Genomic DNA, 1,560 nt, shown 5'->3' on the forward strand with positions numbered 1-1,560 from the left:
GTATTTTGTTGAATTGCTTTTACAAAAATATTTAAATTTATACCAATGCGTTTAACCAAATAATTCATTTTTGCAAATTCATTTATTGTATCGTTACTTAAAATTTTATCATCGTAAAGGTGGCTCAAAACCAAAAATTTTGAAAACTTATTTACACTAGAAAAACCATTATCCTTTGCAAGTTGTTTTAATTTTTTAAATTCAACATCGGTAAAAAAATTTTTAACCTCTTTGATATTTTCTCTAGTAAGCTCAGACCTTTTTATTTTTAAAAGTGGATAATTTTCTTTTACGGCATCAATAATTTTATTATCTCTCTCTAAAAAGAACAAAAGTAAATTGATTGCTTCATTTAATGATTTTACCCCCATTTTTTCTTTTAAGGTTTGTAAAAAATTTAAATTCTCAACATCTAATCTAAAAGTTTTTAATTCTTTAGCCATAATTCAAAAACCCTCCATTTCCTATTTACCAAAAATTTTGCAAAGCAAAAATTACAAGAGCCTCGCAGAGTATTTGCCTTTTTCTCAAATATTTTGTATTACAAAATAGGAGAAAAAGGCTATCCTGCAATCTACTATTTTATGTAACTTTTTTTGCTTTTATTTCTTTATACATTTTAGATTATAACACAGCTTTTATCAAAAAATACCAAGAATATGTTATAATAACAAAAAATATCAGACAAATAAAATAACCAATAAAAAGAAAAAGGTTATACATGAATTTGATATTCTGTTTTTAAATATAAACGTCAAAAATTATCAAAACATAAAAAGGAGCTATACAATGTCAAAACTTACAGCAGCAGAGAGACTTCTAAAAAATGAAGAACAACTTAAGAAACTTTCAGAGCAAAGAAAGCAATTATTAAATGCTATCAAAGAAGAAAATGAGCAAAAATTTAAGGATATAGGTATAAAGATCATGAAAGCAGTTGAAATAAATGAGCAGTTTAAAATTGATTTTTTAAACCTTGTCAAAGAACATAATATAGGAATAGAGTTTTAATTTTTATCTATATATTGCTAAAAGTTTTTCGCGGATTTAAATTATTTATTTAGACCACTCGTTTTAAAATTTATAACTATTTCTTGAGCTATTTTTATTATTTTAAAAAATAATAGTTTTTTTGCGATAATGTATTTTATTTAAATTCTTTTTTAAGAACTTCAAAATGATATTTAGGGGTTATCTCTTCATCTATTTTGTTGTATCCAAGTTTTAGAAATAATTTTATAGCTTCTTGTGAATATTTTTTTTCGCATCTAGTAATGACGCCATAATTTTGAACTAGAGGATCCTCTTCACATTTTTGTATAAGTCTAGTAGCCATTCCAATATTTCTAAATTTCTCATTTACGAACAACATATTTATTTCTAAACAATTATCCATTCTATGCGCGTTTAATCCGTAATATATAAATCCAATTTTGTTGTTACCTTTTTCACATACATACAACGAACCTTGTTTTGGCAAAGAACTTATTATTTGCTTTAACAATTCCTCAGAAAATATTTTTCCAAAAAAATGTTTTTCTTCATGACCTCGTTGAATAC

The 1,560-nt window shown here is 24.6% G+C and carries 3 protein-coding genes; 1 reads left to right on the forward strand and 2 read right to left on the reverse strand.

What is annotated here, in order from left to right; translation table 11 throughout:
- On the reverse strand, nt 1-443 hold a 443-nt coding region (locus F3G98_RS10170), incomplete at its 3' end, for a hypothetical protein (protein ID WP_149726132.1).
- 346 nt (nt 444-789) lie between these two features.
- On the opposite strand from F3G98_RS10170, the gene F3G98_RS10175 reads away from it, so the two are divergent.
- Entirely contained in the window at nt 790-1,011 is a 222-nt protein-coding gene (locus F3G98_RS10175) for a hypothetical protein (protein ID WP_149726133.1), read from the forward strand.
- A gap of 136 nt (nt 1,012-1,147) precedes the next feature.
- On the opposite strand, the gene F3G98_RS10180 is transcribed toward F3G98_RS10175, so the two are convergent.
- The coding region (locus F3G98_RS10180; RefSeq protein ID WP_188117006.1) for a GNAT family N-acetyltransferase at nt 1,148-1,560 on the reverse strand (413 nt) is incomplete at its 5' end.

This window comes from Campylobacter concisus (assembly GCF_902460895.1).
In the GTDB taxonomy this organism is placed as follows: Bacteria; Campylobacterota; Campylobacteria; order Campylobacterales; family Campylobacteraceae; genus Campylobacter_A; species Campylobacter_A concisus_BC.

What these genes read in the sequence shown, in the direction of transcription:
- F3G98_RS10175 (WP_149726133.1), top strand. Translation starts at nt 790, where the DNA reads ATGTCAAAACTTACAGCAGCAGAGAGACTTCTAAAAAATGAAGAACAA.